Source organism: Halorubrum sp. B52 (genome assembly GCF_059752555.1).
Genome location: NZ_MWTG01000018.1, coordinates 427,907 through 444,938 on the forward strand (window position 1 = coordinate 427,907; position 17,032 = coordinate 444,938).

Sequence of the window (17,032 nt, forward strand, 5' to 3'; positions counted from 1 at the left end):
ACCACGGCAGGATGATGATGGTCTCGGAGGGGACGTACATTGATGCGTCGCTGAGGTGTCAAACTAGGATGGGTAGATTTCATAGCGGGACGCACGACTGCATCGTATAATTGTGAGATAAACTATGTTGGAATTAAAATAGTTGCCGTCTAGATATCGGTGACACGCTGGTAGTGGTCCTCGAGCACCGCTGCGTCCTCGGGGAGGAGGGCGACAAGGAGGTACTCACAGTAGTCGTCTAGGTAGTCGATGAGCATCGCGATACGGTTTGAATCGATGGCTTCTAAAGAGTCCAAGAGCATAAAAGGAACCACTTCGTAAACCTCGTGCACGAGATAGCCTGTGAGTGCAAACACCAGTCCCGTCACATTTCGCTCGCTCTCACTGAGGTGATCGATAGTGTCCTCATAAGTAGTCCCGGAACTCGTAGATCGGATCACGTGTAGGTCAAACACCGATCTCGTCGTCTTCTGCCGTCCCTCTCGAACGTTCCGTTCGGTACGTTCGAGCCAAATCCGATCAATGTTCTCGTATCCTAGTCGGTCCAGCACACCATCCATGTGCGTGTTGAACGCATCGACGGCGTCCCGCTCCAGCTGGGAAATTTTCGTGCGTTCCTCCTTCAGGTCTGCCCGCACCGCTTCGAGACGATCTTTTATTTTGTCCTCATCGGCGAGACGATCCTCAATATCCTTAATTTTCTCTTCTATGCGTTCAATCTCACTTTCTTTTCGACCAATATCGTGCTCCAGCTGGTTAGCCTCCTTGTGCAGGTCGAGTACCTCACTGTACGCCTCGTCGTCCTGGGCTTCGACCTCGTCCTCCAGTGCTTCGATCTCCGCTATCACCGTCTGCCGGCGGTTGGTCAACTCTTCGATAGTGTCCGTCGTCCGTTCGAGTTCGTCGATCGTCTCGTTGAGGTTTCGTTCGAGCGACTTCCGTCGCTGCTGTTTGCGCTTCTCCTCCCGCTTTTCCGCTTTCACGTCTTCAAGTTTGCTCTCTAACTCTCGAACGTCTGAGAGCTTCTCCTGCATCAACTCCCGCAGTCGCTCGACCGTCGCTTCGATCTGATCCGTCTCAACCATACTCCCACACGTCCAGCACTCGATCTCCCGGTCAGCGGCGAGTTGGTCCGTTACAGACTCGCTGTCGTTCAGCGCGGTGAACTCATTGTCCGTGGCGGCGTCGAGCTGATCTTCGTTGAACGAGACGATACTCTGCAGTTCGTCCACGTCGGCCTCGAGTGACTGCTTCCGGGAGCGGAAACGTTCGATGGTCTCCTCGAGTTTCTGCGGATCGGCCGCTGACGTTTCCGTGAAGTCTTTGAGTTCTTCTTCTATTTCCTGTTTCTCGGTACGCAGATCCTCGTGGCTCTCCTTCTCAGTCTCAATTTCGTATCGGATCTCTTCGAGCGCTTTCCGCTTCTCTCGGAGGTCACTCAGCCGATCCTCAAATTCTTGTTTTTCGGCGCGTTGCGCTTTAATATCCGCGTCCTGAACTTCAAGTTCGGTCTCGACACGTTCTAGTTCTGTGCGCTTCTCCTCGATTTCGTTCGCGAGTCGCGTTCGGTCCTCTTCGAGTTCGGGGAGATCGGCCTTCAGCGAGTCGAGTTCGTCGAGATCGTCTTGTAGTTGTTTCCGGTTGCTGGTGAGGCGTTCGATTTCTTCTTCGATTTCGTTGGTATCGACGGGAGACATGATAAGATCGCGGAGTTCGTCCCTGCGCGCGACCGCCTGGCGCGCGTCGTTCGATTCGAGGAGGAACGCGAAAAGGTCGGCGACCGTCGGATCGTGGAGGTAGGAATTGCCGCTTGTGATAACTTGTCCGTTCTTTCGGGTGAGCTCGCGTGTGTACGTCTCGTCGTCTATGGTGAGTTCGACCCGCCCCTCATCCGCGTCACCTTTTAATGACGCGTCCTCGCTGCCGAGTGCGGCCTGAATTGCGCGGAGGAACGATGTACGGTTCGTTGCGTTCCGTCCTGCAAGAACCGTGACGCCAGGGGTGAGCGTTATGGATGTCTCGGCTATTCCACCGATATTTTCGACCGTCACAGCTGCTGTCCCCGGGACTTGGTTCGAATTCATATGTAGTAACGTATCTTCACCGCTAGGTACAATAAACTATGCCGTTCGAACCCAAGAAAATAACAACGGTACTATTGTTATTCACAATCGCAACTGCCGCGGTCGAGGAGTTCGCCAACCTCAAACCGTGCACCGCAGTCTTCGCACACGACCCGCACGGTAACTAGCGTGCGGAACTCCCCGAGAGTAACCTCCCCATCTGCTAGGCCGTCGAGCTTGCTCTCCGTCACCGACTGCAAACGCCCTTGAAGCTGCTGAATCGTGCGGCGTCGGTCCGCGACTGAGGGGGCCGTTGGCGAGTACTGCACGCCGCGTTCGGTCGTCAGGTACGAACGTATTGCCTGATATGTTACAAACGACGACTTCAGTTCGTCCACGTCCACGTCCTCGCGTTCGAGCTGGCGGCGCGCCCGCGTCCTGCTCGCGCTGCGAACGTCGTCGTCGGTCAGTATTCGATACGTGTTCTCAACCTCACCGTCAAGGATCTGTGCGTCCGTGTCCGCGAGCACCGCTGCCAACAGCTCCCGGTTGAAATAGTCTGCAAGGTCCCGCAAGCTCATCCGTCGGTCGTTCCCCCCTGTCCATCTGCTCTCCAGTTCGGGGCCTATTCCCGTCATGTCATGCTCATTGATGAGGCGTGCGACTTTCCCTGGTGATCGGCTCCTGTCGTCCATATCAGTCATATATATCTCTTGCTCCTCCCTCCGTATTACACTTGCCTCAGTGACTCCTGTGTGTTCCGTGATACCGAACGATTATGAGTGGGCGATATTGAGTTCGAGCTCGTTCGCAGCCCCTAACAGGAGCGTCGGGAGCTCGTGCTCAAAGAGCTCGCCAGTGAACCGATGGCTTGGACCTGAAACACTCAGACCACCGATAACGCCGCTATTGGGGTCCTTAACGGGTACGCCGACCGCGTGTAGACCATCAAGATTCTCCTCCCGATTGAACGCGTATCCACGTTCTCGAATTTCGGCAAGCTCTTGCTGCAGTTCCTCCACATCTGTAATGGTCTCATCTGTCACCTCCACGAAATTCGTCTGTTCGATAATACGGGATACTCTTTCCGTAGGCATTGCCGCCAGCATCGCCTTCCCGGACGCTGTCGCGTGCAGCGGGATGCGTTTCCCGATCCCTGGGTCGGTCCGCACAGCGCGACTCCCCAACGCGCGGTGAATGTACACTGCCTCCGCGTGCTCCTCCACGAGGAACTGCGCACGCTCCGCTGTCTCATGTGCGAGTTCTTCGACCTTTTCTTTCGCGAGTTGGTACCCGCGACGCCGGTTTCGCGCATCCTCGCCGAGTTCGAGAAAGCGAAGCCCGACGTAGTAGCCGTCGTCGTTCACGATATACCCCTGCTGTTCGAGGGTCACAAGGTGTCTATGTACCGTACTCTTCGCATAGTCCAGCTCGGCTGCGATAGCGGAGATCGTGTCACCATCCGCTTGGTGGATGTGTTCTATAATATCGAACAGTGTCTCGACAGACCCGACTGAATCCATTCGATTTAATGCGTCGTTTTCAACCATACTTGCTAGTTCATCATCCAGATACTTAATGTTCGGTATGATCGAACACATCCGTGTGGTGAATATTTATTATGTTTAGCGCTCGACTCACACTCATGCCAACTCCCGAGAGGACGCTTAGCGAGTTCGTCACCGGCCTTAATTACGACGACATCCCGGCCAGCGCCCGCGAAACCGTCGAACGTGCTTTCCTTGACACTGTCGGCGTTACGCTTGCCGGCGCGTACGCTGACGCCGGCGAGACCATTTTCCGAACCGACGACATCACCCCCGACGACGCCCCCACTATACTCGGTCTCGACAATGATCGACCAGCAACGCAGCGCGCCCTCCACACCGGCACCGCAAGCCACGCGCTTGACTACGATGATCTCGCGTGGGCGATGGACGGTCACCCCAGCGCTACACTGGTCCCCCCAATTCTCGCGCTCGCCGCTGAAGCCGACGCGACAGGACGCGATCTCGTTACCGCCTTCACTGCCGGCTTCGAACTCGAATGCACGTTAGCCGCACCTATCAGCCCTGACCACTACGAGGACGGCTGGCACCCAACCGCCACGTTCGGCACGTTCGGCGCGACCGCCGCCGCCGCCTCTCTCCTCGATCTCACACCAAAAGAAACTGTGCACGCGCTCAACATTGCCGCGTCGATGCCTGCTGGCCTCAAACGCAACTTTGGATCGATGACGAAACCCCTCCACGCCGGTCTCTGCTCGCGTTCAGGGGTCACCGCCGCTCGCCTCGCCTATGAGGGTTTCACCGCCGACTCGACCGCTGTCAGCGGCGATCGTGGGTTCTGGGACCTCTACGGCCCCGAAGTCCGCCACGATTTCACGTTCGATCTCGAGGTCTGGGCACTCCAAGAGCACGGTATTCACGTTAAGTTCTATCCTTGTTGTTACTTTACGCACACTAGCATCGCCGGTACCGCCGCGCTTGTCGACGAGCACGACGTCGACCCCCAAGACATCGAGCGAATTCAGGTCCAAGTCGCCCAGGGTGCGGCCGACGCACTTCACCACGCCGACCCAGAAACCGGCCTCGAAGCGAAGTTCTCCATGGAGTACACGGTCGCGAGCGCCGCCGTCCGCGACCGCGTCGGCCTTACCGCCTTTGACGACGACGCCATCGACGATCCCGTCGTCCAACAGGTTCGTAAACGCGTCACGTTTGAAGTCGACGATGAGCTCCACTATGACTCACATGAAGCCTACGTCCACATCGACACGGCCACCGATAGTTACGAGCGCCTGCAAGAGAACCCGCCCGGAACTCACGACAATCCTCTTACGGACGCCCAGCTTCGTGCGAAGTTCGACGAGTGCGCGCGCCGTGCCGTCACGGAGGAGACTGCGGACGCGCTCGCAGCGATCTTCACTGATCTCTCGGACTGCGACGATATCGCCACGGCAGTCCGTGATGTGGCTCATCCATAGGTTTAAGCAGGTTCCATAATTAGCGGCACACATTCAATGGTAAACAGAGACACGGTCCAGCTGACCGACCAGCAACGACTAGTCCGTGACTCCATCCGCGACATCTGCGGGGATTACGACCAATCCTACTGGCGCCAGCGGGATAAACAGGGCGAGTACCCTCATGAGTTCGTGAACGAACTTGCCGACGGCGGATGGTTTGGTGCGCTCCTCCCCGAGGAGTACGGTGGCGCTGGGATGGGGACTGAGGAGGTCGTGGTGATGATGGAGGAAATAGCTGCGTCCGGCGGCGGGTTCAGCGCAGCCCAAGCGGTCCACGGCGCCATCTACAACTCCGTTCCACTTGTGAAATACGGGAGCGAGGAAATAAAAGACGACCTCCTCCCGCGCGTCGCAACCGGCGAAACGTCAATTCAGGCGTTCGGGCTCACGGAACCGAACGCCGGCTCCGACTCCACGTCCATCGAAACCCGTGCCGTGCGCGAGGGTGACGAGTACGTCATCAACGGTCAGAAGATCTGGATCTCCCGTGTCGACCAGAGCGACTACCTCGTCCTCATGGCCCGCACCACCCCGAAATCCGAGGTGGAGAAGCGGACGCAGGGACTGACGATGTTCCTCGTGCCCTTGGAAGAGGCGTACGAACAGGGAGGTCTCGAAATCGAACAGATTGACAAGACGGCGAGCAACTTCGTGCATTCCTATGAGCTGTTCTTTGAGGACCTCCGCCTCCCCGCCAAGAACGTTATCGGTCAGGAAGGAAATGGTTTTTACCACATGCTCGACGGCTTGAACGAGGAACGCCTCGCCATCGCCGCTGAATGTATCGGATTGGGTGAGGCTGCTATTGAGGCAGGCGTCTCATACGCGAACGAGCGTGAGGTGTTCGGAGCCCCTATCGGCTCGAACCAGGCGATCCAGCACCCGCTCGCTGAGGCACACTCGCGTGTCCAGGCCGCGAAGGGAATGGTGTACCGCGCCGCGAGCGAAGTCAAAGATGGCAGTCAGAAGGATGTCGGTGCGCGGGCGAATATGTCGAAGTTCCTCGCCGCAGATGCCGCGTTCGATGCCGCGGATGCCGCCGTTCAGACTCATGGCGGGTTCGGAATCGCCCGAGAGTACGACGTAGAGCGGTACTATCGCGAGGCACGGCTGACCCGCCTTGTTCCCATCACCCAGCAGCTCGCGTTGAACTACATTGGCGAGAACGTTCTCGGCCTCCCCCGCTCCTACTAATGTCCGATACACACATCAAATCCGGCTGGCAGGGACGGTTTTACGAAGACTTCACGGTGGGCGACGTGTACAAACATCCGTACGGCCGTACAGTCACCGAGACCGACAACGTGTGGTTCACGAACGTGACAATGAACGCGAATCCGATGCACTTCAACGAGGCGTACGCTGCCGAGACCGAATTCGGCGAACGCCTCGTCAACGGCACGTTCGTCATCGCGCTGGCGGTCGGAATGAGCGTTATGGACGTGTCGATGAACGCCACCGCGAACCTCGGCTACGACGACATCCGGCATCACGGCCCGGTTTTCCACGGGGACACCATCTTTGCCGAATCCGAAGTCGTCTCGAAACGCGAGTCGGAGAGTCGCGATCACGTCGGCATGGTCACCACGGAGCTCCGCGCGTACAACCAGAACGACGATCTCGTGCTCTCGTTGGAGCGCACGCCGATGGTACTCAAGCGTGAGCACGCGGACGTCTCGTCGGAACGACCGCCGGGATGGCCAGAGGGCGTCGGCACGCAGCCAGAGGACGCCGATGGCTGACCGCTTGGTTGGCGACCTGCCTATCCGAGACGCCGAATCGGTCGCCGCAGACGTTCCGGCGGACGCTGAGATCGTCGTGAGCGGATTCGGAAGTGTCGGCTACCCGAAAGCTGTCCCGTTGGCGCTCGCCGACTCAGAGCGCGATCTCGAGCTCACCGTAGTGAGCGGGGGGAGCGTCGGCGCGGAAATCGACGTGGACCTCGTTGAGGCGAGCGCTATCGCCCGCCGGTTCCCCTACCAGGCTCGCCCACCGGCCCGAAAAGCCGTTAACGACGGTGATATCGAATTTCACGACCGTAACATCAGTACGCTCGGCGACGAAGTCGAGTTCGGCCACCTCGTTGACGCGGATATCGCCATCGTCGAAGCGCTCTCCGTCGGCCCGAACTGGCTGATTCCCACGTCGAGCATCGGCCAGACACCGGCGTTCGTCGCTGGCGCGGACGAAATCGTCGTCGAACTCAACCGCTCCGTCCCCGAATCGGTGCGGGAGTTCCACGATGTCTATCGCGTGGGGCTACCGCCGGACCGAGAGCCTATCCCGCTCACTGACCCCGGCGGCCGCATCGGCGACAATCGTATCACGTTCGGCCCGGAGAAACTTACCGCGGTCGTCGAGACGGAACGTCGCGACCAACCCTATGAATTTCGCGATCCGACACCGGAGGACCGTGACATCGCGGCGAATCTCGGCGACTTTCTTGAAACCGAAGTTGAGTACTCCCTGCTGTTCGAAGACTCTCTCCGCATCCAGTTCGGCGTTGGCAGTCTCGGGAACGCCCTCATGAGCGCGCTCGGCGACGCCGACTTCGGCGACCGCGACCTCATTTATTTCGGCGAAGTCATTCAAGACGGCCTGCTCGACCTGCTCGACGACGGTGAGCTCGACTCCGCGAGCGCCACCTCGCTCGCACTCTCCCGCGACGGCCAGGACCGCCTCTACGAGCACGCGGACCGCTACGCCGAGGACATCGTTCTCCGGCCCGCCGACGTGTCGAACAACCCCGCACTCATCGATCGATTCGGCGTCGTCGGTGTGAACAGCGCTCTTGAAGTTGACCTGTTTGGGCACGTGAACTCTACTCACGTTAACGGCAACCACGCCATGAACGGCATCGGCGGGAGCGGGGATTTCAACCGGAACTCCGCCATCGCCGTACTTGCACTGCCCTCCACGGCCGCAAGCGGCGATATCTCACGTGTTGTCCCGATGGTCCCTCACGTCGACCACACCGAACACGACATCGATATCGTCGTCACCGAGCAAGGCGTCGCCGATCTCCGCGGGAACTCACCCCGCGAGACCGCTAAATCGCTCATCCAGAACTGCGCCCATCCCGACTTCCGGGACGGCCTTCGCGAGTATCTCGATCACGGCCTAGACCGCGGCGGTCACATCCCTCACCATCTTGAAACCGCGTTCGACTGGCACATCGGTCGATAAAAACACCCGGAGACGGCCCCTCGTCACTCGGGCGGGGCGTCCCACTCCGCCCCGTTGTCCCGCGGTTCGTACCCCAGAACATCACGAGTGTGTGAGTGGTCGACCCAGGTCCCGTCGTTACCGCTGACGCCCCAGAAGACGTCGAACCCCGGCTTGTCGTGTCCGAGCAGCCGATCGACGAGCTGACCGAGGTCACGGTGCGAGAGCCACGTACACTTCAGCCGGTCCGCCATGTAGTCGTACTCCTCGCTGTCGCGCTCCCACCACCCCTCGTCGACGCCCATCTCTCCGAGCCCGTAAGGGTGGTCGTACTCCTCGCCGAGGACGGTCTTGATGCGGAGCGCGTAGAAACTCGTCGGGTACTCTCGCGTGTTCGTCACGTACGTCGGGTGGAAGTCGCCGAGCGGGTTCTCCTGACTCTCGACGAACAGCCGTCCAACGCCCTCTCCGAACACTTTCGAAAGGCCGTAGAAGGAGTCGGGACGTACCGGATCCTCGTGCGTGACGGCGAGGTCGTAGTCGGGGTCGTATATTTCCGGCGAGAGTTCGATCTCGTACATCCCCACCGTATGGATAGATGACGCGAAGACGAACTTTTCCACCTCGGCTTCCGCGGCCGCCTGCAGGACATTATACGTTCCGACGATGTTGTTCTGGAGAATTTTCTCCCACGATCCGCTGAGGTCGACGACGGCAGCGAGGTGGATGACGGCGTCGACATCATCAAAGTGGCCGCGGAGTTCGTCCAGGTTCGTGATGTCCGCGACGACCGTCTCTCGATCGGGATGATCCTCAACGTCGAGGCACGTGAACTCGTATTCATCCGTATCCCCGAGTTGGTCGATGATCGCACTCCCGACCGTGCCGTTCGCTCCCGTAATGAGGACGTGCATACGGGAAAAGGAGGGAAAACCAGCATTAAATACCTTTGGGCGTTGGTAACATCCTCCTTTCGGCTAATCGCGTGTCGGCGTTCCCACCGCCGGCGAGACGACTCGCTCTGGACGGATATGCATGAGTACTCGCTCTGCGTCCCGCGCGTGCGGATACTCGTCAACGCTCCAGACCGCTGAGCCTGCCGGTCACTGAACGCGAGGGCTCCATCTGTCGGCATCTTCTTCAGGTCCCCCCGCACCTCCACGTACCGATATATGTCGCCCGGGTCGATAATCGTCACCGTCACCCGAGGGTCGTGTTCGACGTTTTTGTACTTCCGCGTCTCCGTCCGCGTGACGACGAGCACGTGCGTACCGTCGTAGTCGACCCACACGGGCGTGACGTGCGGACGCCCGCTGGGGGGCGTGGACGCGAATATGGCTATCGCGGGCTTCTCGAAGAGATTGTGTTTGTCGCCTGGAATCGTTTTCATACGGCAAAAACGGCCGACAGCGGAGTAAAACTACGCCTTCGAGAGAACGCTTCTCAGACTAGACACCGAGGGATCGTTGCTGAAACCCTCGTCTTAACTGTCGTACGGTACCGCGACGACTGATTCAATGGGTCACGTCGTTCGAGTGCGTCCCGCCGTACCCCGCTGTCGGTTCTGCCCTGCGGAAACGAACTGCTCAGCACGTCGCGGGCCACGGCGGTCACGTGATCGATGCGAAGGACCGTCTAGTTATTTTTTCTGGTGGCAAAGGCGCACGAGCATCGACGACGCCGGACAAAAGCGGTCCGCGTTAGCCGAGCGTGAACGGGTCCTCCACCTCGCCGGCGAGGTCGACCCAGACGCTCTTCGTCTGCATGTATTCCTCCAATCCCTCGTGTCCGTTCTCGCGGCCGAGACCGCTGTCCTTGTACCCGCCGAACGGGGAGTTGTAGGTGAGTGTCCGGTACTCGTTGATCCAGATGGTTCCCGCTTCGAGGGCATCGGCGATGCGTTGGGCTTTCCGGAAGTCCTCGGTCCAGATGCCCGCGGCAAGCCCGAAGTCGGTGTCGTTCGCGCGTTCGAGGAGGTCGCCCTCGTCGCTGAACGTGAGAATACTCGCGACGGGGCCGAATATTTCTTCTTGAGCGACTGTCATATCGTTCTCCACGTCGGTGAGGATGGTCGGTTCGAGGAAGCACTCGCCAGGGAGGTCGTCGGGCTGATCACCGCCGAACCGGAGAGTCGCGCCCTCTTCAAGCGCGGTCTTGATGTACTCCCGATCGGTCTCCCACTGTCCGCGAAACGCGACCGGTCCCATCTCTGTCTCGGGATCACGTGGATCGCCGAGGCCGATATCGGCGGCGCGCTCAGCGATCCTGTCGACGAACTCGTCGGCGATGTCCTCGTGGAGGAACACGCGCGAACCCGCGAGGCAGGTCTGCCCCGTCGCAGCGAAGATACCCTTGATCACGCCGTTGATCGCGTTGTCGAGGTCGGCGTCGTCGAAGACGATGTTCGGGCTCTTCCCGCCGAGCTCGAGGGAGGCCGGGATGAGATTCTCGCCCGCAGTTTTTCCGATGTGGCGGCCGACGCTTGTGCTCCCGGTGAAAGATACCTTGTCTACGTCATCGTGATCGACGAGCGTGTCGCCGACGGTGCTGCCGCTACCGGTGACAACGTTGTAGACGCCAGCAGGGAGGCCGGCTTCTTCGTAGAGGAGTTCGGCGAGACGGAGCGCGCTCACGGGCGTCTGCGTGCTGGGTTTGTGCACGAATGTGCAGCCGGCAGCGAGTGCGGGCGCTAATTTGAACGTCGTGAGGAGAAGCGGGGAATTCCAAGGAGTGATGGCGCCAACGACGCCGTAGGGTTCCCTAACAACGTAATTAAACATCTCGCCGTCCTTGCTTTCGACGGGAATGGTGTCTCCCTCACGGGTCTCACATTGACTGGCATAGTAGCGGAACCAGTCGCCGAGCGAGTTCATTTGTCCGCTCATCTCGCGGATGAGTTTTCCGTTCTGTCGGGTTTCGAGTTCTGCAAGTTCGTCCGCGTACTCGTCGATAACCGCGGCGACCTCACGGAGCAGGCTGGCGCGTTCGCTCGGCTGGAGGCCGGCCCAGTCGTCGCGTTCGAAGGCATCCCTAGCGGCGGCGACAGCGTGGTCGACATCCCCTGGGGTTCCAAGGGGTACGGTCGCCCAGGGCTCGCCGTCGTACGGGAATTCGACTTCGGCGCGGTCGTCGCTCTCTGAGGAGACGAACTCGCCGTCGATGAACTGGTCGTAGCTCTTGATGTCGGCCATACTGATGTGTGAAAACAGGTCACAATAACTCTTTCTGCGACGGGACTGCGCGTGAACTTCATCGACGGCGGGCGAGCGAACGGCTTCGAATCACCGACCACAAATATCTAGGTATAGGTACAACACCTCTTCCTGAATTCCCGTGTGCGAATGACCTCGTACCGGGAGACGGCATCCTAATCAACGACCCGTATAAGCGAATCGGCACCTTCCGGACGTGAGGGGATAATACTGATGTTCCGTGAACGCTACCTATGCAGTCTTTAGCGAACCGCTGCTACGTGAGAATATCTCCAAAAGTGACGTGTTTAGAGGCTCTAATTTCTGCGGTTTAGGAGCTTAGCGTGGCTTCGCTGTTTCTGATGGCGGCTTTGAACGTGAGTTCTCGGAACTGTCCAAATCTGGTTTGCGCTCGGAGCTGATGGCTAGTGATGGGGAGTTGGAGTCGCTGTTTTTGAGTATGTTCGACAAGGAAGGGGTGTGAGCGGGTGGGTTTATTTGGCAACGGGGCGTTCGCCAGCATATCATGGATCTGGTCTGTCACAACTGTGAGAGCCGCTTTACATCCACTAACCGCAAGCGATGTGCATGCGGCGAGCCCTTGTGGTTCGACATCGATTCGACGCAGTTCGACTGGGCGGAACTCCCGCGAACCAGCGGTATCTGGCGGTACGCGGATGTCCTCCCAGCCGATCCAGCAGAAGACGTTACCGCGGGCGCGGGCGGGACACCGCTCGTACGCGCTGAACGACTCGACGAGTACGCCGGCTGCAGGCTCTACGTGAAAGACGAGGGACAGAATCCGACTGGCTCGTTCAAAGACCGTGGAAGCAGCGTTGGCGTGACCTATGCAGACGATGCCGGACGCGATTGGGTCGGAACCGTCTCGCATGGAAACATGGCGATGAGTATGGCTGCTGTAGCGACGAGCAAGGGAGTCAATTGTGCGGTGCTCGTCCCGGCGCGGATTCCCGAGACACGCCTCGGTCTCATCGCTCAGTACGACCCCGAAATTCTCACGGTCACCGGAGACTACGGTCAGCTGTACTACGACACGCTCGATGCTGACGGCGCGATCAAGTTCGTCAATTCCGACACCCCGCTCCGAGTTGCCGGGCAAAAGACCGTCGCCTACGAGATACTTGAGTCGTTTGCGCCGGAGACACCGGACGCTATCGTACTCCCCGTCAGCAGCGGCGGACACGCCAGTGCGGTCTGGAAGGCGCTGCGCGAACTACGAGATGCTGCACTGATCGAGAAACTACCATGCCTTCACCTAGTCCAAGCCGCTGCTGTCGATCCGATAGCGCAAGCGTTTCGAACGGGTGCCGATAGTGTCGAGTTCATCACGCCGAACGATACGGTTGCGTTTTCTATCTCTAACGGATCTCCGCCGAGCGGCAACCGCGCACTACGGGCCGCTCGCGGGACGAACGGCACGGTGACATCTGTCTCGGAAGCAGCGATCAAAGAAGCGACCCGGCGTCTCGCTTCGGATGTCGGAATCAGTGCCGAACCGTCGAGCGCGGTGACGCTTGCCGGGCTTAACAAGCTCTCTGAAGCAGGTGAGATCACCCACAACGACGAGGTCGTCGCGATCGTCACCGGTACCGGATTCAAGGAATCCGAGGTCGATATCGACGTGTCAACGACCGATATTGACCTTGCAGATCTCAATAAAAGTCTTGAGGAGATTGCTGTCTGAGACCGGTTACTACAACGTTTACTCCGCGATTCTGTGTGTACTCACAAATGTCCCAGCGACCGCACCGATTACACATACAATCGCGATCAGTCCGAACGCGCTCGCGTAACTCCCAGTCGTGTCACGGATGGCTCCCGTTATGGTCGGGAACACGAGACCGGCGAAGTTACCCATTGCGATGACAATCGCAAGCGCAGCCCCGCTCTTTTCGTCCGCAGCGATATCGGACGTCACATTGAACACTGCACCAAACGGACTGGATATCGCCACCATCGCTACCAACGGGAGAACAATAAGCGCCGGTCCAGAAAGAATCGCGAGACCGACGAACGCTACGCTTGCAGTTCCCATCGAGACGACGATCATTCTTTCGTCAGTTGTACTGAACGCCTCCGCAACAATACCTCCACCGACACGGCCAACACTCGCCATAAACAGTACGACAGCGTCAAGATTCCCGGTGATACCGAGGTCGGCAAAGAGCGACGAAATAAACGTTGACAGTGAAATGTAACCCCCGATAATAGCGACGTAACAGACACCGGCGAGCCAGATCGCAGGCTCTGGTATCGGTGGACGAGAAAATAGTTCCCGGACTGGACGCCGTTCGCCGTGCCCCGCCGCGAGTTCTCGAGCGTATTCATTTCGGCTTCCGTGAAGGGTAAGCAGGATCGCTGCACCAGCAATCAACGCCCCAATTGCGTGCAGTCCGACCCATCCCGTTATCGCGACTACCTCCGGGACAACGAGCAGCGCGATCGTGCCACCTGCCGTGAGCATCCCGCCGAAGATTCCCTGTTGTCTGGTAGCCGCTCGACCATCGTAGAGCCGCGCTAAGTGCGTCGCACCGGTGAGGAGAATGAGCCCGCTGGCCAGACCCCACAGCATACGGAGAGCGATGAGCACGGCAAACGATGGTGCGAAATCGAGCGTTATCGCAAGAATTCCGTGAACGGCGGACACCCACACCAGCCCCTCGATCGTCGAGATCCGATCGAGCAATCGTCCGCCGGGAATCTGGATGAGTCCAATACCTAGGAGTACGACGCTCATGAGCAGGCCGATAGCCACGAATGAGACCCCGTACCGCTCCTGAACGACAGTCGGGACGGAGGTGTACGCGAACGTTACGTAACCGACGCTCAGCGTCGCAACGTGTGGTGCGACGGCGAGCGATCGTGGGATATCGGACATCAGTGTCGTGAAACGGCAGTGTCAGGCCGGAATCAAAATCCAGCCAAGTGTCGATCGAGTTCGAACAACCCTTCGATTGTATCGACGCCCCATGGGAGAATCCGACCCCAGAGAGCCGCGAGGGCTAGTATTCGACGTCCTCTTTGAGATACGCCTCGCGGATTTCGGGACGGTCGAGGATCGTGTCCGCCGGTCCGTTGAATTTCGTTTGACCGTCCTCCAGTAGGTAAGCGTGGTCGGAGTACTTGATCCCTGTTTTGATGTTCTGTTCGATCATCAGAATAGTCACGCCAAGGTCATTGATTTCCTGAACCTTTTCGAACACGTCGTCAATGATCTTCGGAGCGAGTCCGGCCGTTGGCTCGTCAAGCAGGAGGATGTCCGGCTCCAGCATTAGTCCCCGCGCGAACTCTACCATCTGCTGTTGGCCTCCGGAAAGCTCGCCAGCGTCTTGGCCGATCTTCTCCTCGATTATCGGGAAGATCTCACACATCTCGTCGATTTTCGCATCGACGTCGAAGTCATTCGGCGCGGTGAATGCCCCCATCTCGAGGTTCTCCCGGACGGTCATGTCTGGGAAGACGGCGTGTCGCTGGAGAATGTAGGCCATCCCGTGTTTGAGTAACTCCCGCTGGGGAAGTCCGACGATGTTTTCGCCTTTGAATCGGATGTCTCCTTGAGACGGGTTCAGAAGACCAAAAATCGACTTGAACAACGTCGATTTTCCCGCCCCGTTGGGGCCGATAATACAGACGATCTGTCCCTCTTCGATGGCGACGTCAACGCCTTTCAAGACGAGGAAATCGCCATATCCTGCGTGTAAGTCGTTTACTTCGAGTATCGTCATATCAGTTCACTCTCCAAAGTATGCTTTTAGCACACGTTCGTCTTGCAGCACTTCTGTGGGTTTGCCGTCGACGAGGTTTGTTCCGTTCGCGAATACGTACGAGTAGTCCGCGATCTTCCGCACGACGTCCATGTCGTGCTCGACCACGAAGAACGTACTCCCTCGTTCGTTCAGATCCAGGATCGCGTCTGTGATATCGTTGATGAGACCGGGGTTGACACCGGCAGTCGGTTCGTCGAGGAGCACCACGTCCGGGTCGCGAAGCAAGGTGCTCGCGATATTGAGCAGCTTCTTTTGCCCGGTCGAGAGGTTCCCCGCTGGCTCGTCGATGAGGTGATCGATGTCGAGGAACTCCACGAGCTCTTCCATTCGAGCCATCGTCTCGTCGTCGGTCGAGGACACGACCGTCTTGACGAGACTTTCGTCGTGGTGAGCTTGGTTCGCGACCATGTTCTCCCGAACTGTAAGCTGTGGGAACGTCCGAGCCTGTTGGAACGTACGTGAGAGTCCGCTCTGGACGATCGCGGAGGTGTACTTGTCGGTAAGCTCCTCGTCACGAAGCGTCACTGAGCCCGATGTGACGGGGTAGAGACCCATGATACAGTTGAACAGCGTTGACTTCCCGGCCCCGTTGGGACCGATGAGGGTCACGATCTCACCATCGAGGACGTCGACTGTCGCACCATCGAGCGCCACGACGCCGCCGAAGCGCTTCTCGAGGTCACGGACTGAGAGCAGTCCCTCGACGCCACGTGGTTCGGCTAATGTATTGTTGCCCGTACTGGGCGGACTACGTTGTTCCGTCATTAGTCTCCCCCCCGTCCGGTAAACTTATTCAGGAGTCCGCCCGGACGATATAGCGAGATGAGCAGGAGTACTAGCCCGAACACAACCCATCCTAGTCCGGTGGCCGTCCCCGAGAGGTACGTCCGCGTGATCTCGCGAACCGGAATAAAAATCAACGCCCCGGCCACCGGGCCTAAAACGGTTCCGACGCCGCCGATGATTGCGACCATGATGATGTCAATATTTCTCAATACACGGAGCGTCGAGAGCGGGTCGATGTACAGAATGTATTGGGCGTACATCGCTCCGGCAAGTCCTGTAATGAAGGAGCTGATGCCCATCGCGTACATCTTGTACCACCAGGCCTTCAGACCGGCGTTTTCAGCGAGCTCTTGATCCATGTTGACCGCTTTTAGGTACGTTCCCAACTTGGAGCGATCCAGTTGGTAAATGAACAGCGTCGTGCCCAACGCGAGCAGGCCAGTCAGGTAGAAGTACGGTGCTTTGTCGGCGAACGTCAACGACCAGAATGACCCGATTTCGGCAAGCGGATATTCAATCCCGCTCGCACCGTTCACATAGTCCCAGCGGGTGACGACGGTCTTGGCTATCAGTGCTGCCGCCAGCGTCGCCATCGCGAAGTAGTGATACCGGAGACTGAACGTGACTGCCCCGAGACCGAGACCAACGGCTGTCGCGACGATCGCAGCGATGACTATACCGACGAACGGCGTGACTCCGTAAAAGGCAAAGAGTACAGCCGTTGTGTACGCACCGGTCCCGAACATTACTGCGTGGCCGAGCGAAATCTGACCGGCGTACCCGCCGACCACGTTCCACCCGTGTCCCATCATCATGAACAGGAACACGTAGATGAAAGTGTTCATTACGAACAGCGAATTGCTTGGAATGAACACCGACACGAACATCGGTATCAACGCTACCGCCACAACGACTGCAGTCCACAGCAGCCACTTCTGCGTGGTTTTTAGTCCTGCGTAACGGTTTTTAACCGATTCCAGTGCGCCAGTTTCCGTTTCGGCTTCACTCATG

The 17,032-nt window shown here is 58.6% G+C and carries 14 protein-coding genes and 1 pseudogene; 5 read left to right on the forward strand and 10 right to left on the reverse strand.

Annotation, left to right across the window (positions count from 1 at the left end):
• Positions 1-149: 149 nt before the first annotated feature.
• From B4V04_RS19155 to B4V04_RS19165, 3 genes are all read right to left on the reverse strand, one after another.
• Positions 150-2,084, reverse strand: coding sequence for an archaea-specific SMC-related protein (locus B4V04_RS19155; RefSeq protein ID WP_498233231.1), 1,935 nt, complete (start codon positions 2,082-2,084; stop codon positions 150-152).
• A 77-nt stretch (positions 2,085-2,161) separates the two neighbouring features.
• Positions 2,162-2,767, reverse strand: coding sequence for a rod-determining factor RdfA (gene rdfA / locus B4V04_RS19160; RefSeq protein ID WP_498233232.1), 606 nt, complete (start codon positions 2,765-2,767; stop codon positions 2,162-2,164).
• Between the two features lie 72 nt (positions 2,768-2,839).
• Positions 2,840-3,613, reverse strand: coding sequence for an IclR family transcriptional regulator (locus tag B4V04_RS19165; protein WP_498233233.1), 774 nt, complete (start codon positions 3,611-3,613; stop codon positions 2,840-2,842).
• A 95-nt stretch (positions 3,614-3,708) separates the two neighbouring features.
• Here B4V04_RS19165 and B4V04_RS19170 point away from each other — a divergent pair, with 95 nt between their 5' ends.
• Genes B4V04_RS19170 through scpC form a run of 4 tightly spaced genes read left to right on the forward strand, consistent with a single transcriptional unit; the run spans position 3,709 to position 8,277 of the window.
• Positions 3,709-5,049, forward strand: coding sequence for an MmgE/PrpD family protein (locus B4V04_RS19170; RefSeq protein ID WP_498233235.1), 1,341 nt, complete (start codon positions 3,709-3,711; stop codon positions 5,047-5,049).
• 36 nt (positions 5,050-5,085) lie between these two features.
• Positions 5,086-6,285: an acyl-CoA dehydrogenase family protein gene (locus B4V04_RS19175; protein WP_498233236.1), complete on the forward strand. Its 1,200-nt coding sequence runs from the start codon at positions 5,086-5,088 to the stop codon at positions 6,283-6,285.
• The gene (locus tag B4V04_RS19180) at positions 6,285-6,833 is read left to right on the forward strand and encodes a MaoC family dehydratase (protein ID WP_498233238.1); all 549 of its coding nucleotides are present in this window, start codon (positions 6,285-6,287) and stop codon (positions 6,831-6,833) included. The genes B4V04_RS19175 and B4V04_RS19180 overlap by 1 nt, the downstream gene beginning before the upstream one ends.
• The gene (gene scpC / locus B4V04_RS19185) at positions 6,826-8,277 is read left to right on the forward strand and encodes a succinyl-CoA:acetate CoA-transferase ScpC (protein ID WP_498233384.1); all 1,452 of its coding nucleotides are present in this window, start codon (positions 6,826-6,828) and stop codon (positions 8,275-8,277) included. The genes B4V04_RS19180 and scpC overlap by 8 nt, the downstream gene beginning before the upstream one ends.
• A gap of 23 nt (positions 8,278-8,300) precedes the next feature.
• Here the strand turns inward: scpC and B4V04_RS19190 are convergent, their stop codons facing one another.
• The 3 genes and pseudogenes from B4V04_RS19190 to B4V04_RS19200 form a co-directional block, all read right to left on the reverse strand.
• The gene (locus B4V04_RS19190; protein ID WP_498233239.1) at positions 8,301-9,170 is read right to left on the reverse strand and encodes an NAD-dependent epimerase/dehydratase family protein; all 870 of its coding nucleotides are present in this window, start codon (positions 9,168-9,170) and stop codon (positions 8,301-8,303) included.
• Between the two features lie 245 nt (positions 9,171-9,415).
• Positions 9,416-9,646: pseudogene (locus B4V04_RS19195) on the reverse strand (pyridoxamine 5'-phosphate oxidase family protein); the annotation flags it as partial.
• Positions 9,647-9,956: 310 nt separating this feature from the next.
• Positions 9,957-11,447 carry an aldehyde dehydrogenase gene (locus B4V04_RS19200; RefSeq protein WP_498233241.1) on the reverse strand — a complete coding sequence of 497 codons (1,491 nt, stop codon included), beginning with the start codon at positions 11,445-11,447 and terminating at the stop codon, positions 9,957-9,959.
• A 526-nt stretch (positions 11,448-11,973) separates the two neighbouring features.
• Between B4V04_RS19200 and thrC the strand changes: the two genes are divergently transcribed.
• A complete protein-coding gene (gene thrC, locus B4V04_RS19205; protein WP_498233243.1) occupies positions 11,974-13,152 on the forward strand; it encodes a threonine synthase in 1,179 nt (392 codons plus the stop codon).
• Between the two features lie 18 nt (positions 13,153-13,170).
• On the opposite strand, the gene B4V04_RS19210 is transcribed toward thrC, so the two are convergent.
• From B4V04_RS19210 to B4V04_RS19225, 4 genes are all read right to left on the reverse strand, one after another.
• Entirely contained in the window at positions 13,171-14,346 is a 1,176-nt protein-coding gene (locus B4V04_RS19210; RefSeq protein ID WP_498233245.1) for an MFS transporter, read from the reverse strand.
• A gap of 124 nt (positions 14,347-14,470) precedes the next feature.
• Positions 14,471-15,193 (reverse strand): ABC transporter ATP-binding protein, encoded by a 723-nt coding sequence (locus tag B4V04_RS19215; protein WP_498233247.1) that lies wholly within the window; start codon positions 15,191-15,193, stop codon positions 14,471-14,473.
• A gap of 6 nt (positions 15,194-15,199) precedes the next feature.
• Positions 15,200-16,000: an ABC transporter ATP-binding protein gene (locus B4V04_RS19220; protein ID WP_498233249.1), complete on the reverse strand. Its 801-nt coding sequence runs from the start codon at positions 15,998-16,000 to the stop codon at positions 15,200-15,202.
• Complete coding sequence (locus B4V04_RS19225) at positions 16,000-17,031, reverse strand: branched-chain amino acid ABC transporter permease (RefSeq protein ID WP_498233250.1); 1,032 nt, start codon at positions 17,029-17,031, stop codon at positions 16,000-16,002. The genes B4V04_RS19220 and B4V04_RS19225 overlap by 1 nt, the downstream gene beginning before the upstream one ends.
• Between the last annotated feature and the right edge of the window lies 1 nt (position 17,032).